The organism is Reyranella sp. CPCC 100927 (assembly GCF_007859315.1).
GTDB lineage: Bacteria > Pseudomonadota > Alphaproteobacteria > Reyranellales > Reyranellaceae > Vineibacter.
The window spans coordinates 1-507 of record NZ_VOHA01000081.1; the positions used below are offsets into that span (position 1 = coordinate 1).

1 protein-coding gene is annotated in these 507 nt (G+C 74.4%); it reads left to right on the plus strand.

What is annotated here, in order from left to right; translation table 11 throughout:
- The coding region (locus tag FQU96_RS42055) for a maleylpyruvate isomerase family mycothiol-dependent enzyme (RefSeq protein WP_146547401.1) at positions 1-507 on the plus strand (507 nt) is incomplete at both ends.

Below are 507 nucleotides of genomic sequence, written 5' to 3' on the forward strand. Positions count from 1 at the left end.
ACCTGTCCCGGCTCGAGCGCGAGACCGACAGCTTCCTCGCCACCGTCGAGTCCCTCTCCGACGAGGAGCTGGCCGCGCCCTCGCTGTGCGGGGGCTGGACCCGCGCCCACGTCGTCGCCCACCTCGCCTCCAACGGCCGGGCCCTCGTCAGGCTCGTCGACTGGGCCGTCACGGGCGAGGAGCAACGCCCCTACGCGTCCCCCGAGGCCCGCAACCGGGAGATCGACGAGTACGCCGCCCTGCCCCGCGAGGAGCTGGTGCGCAGGGCGCGCGAGAGCGCGGCCTACTTCGCCGAGCAGTCCCGTCGGCTGGGCGGCGAGCTCGCCGTCGAGGAGGTGCACATGCACGGCAAGCGGATCCCCGCCCCGGCCGTCGTGGCGCTGCGCAACTCGGAGATCGTCGTCCACCACCACGACCTCGACACGGACTGGACCCTCGAGCGGGCCGAGCCCGACTCGCTGGTCGACGCCCTCGAGGCCGCCGTGCGCACCATGCGCGCCAAGGACG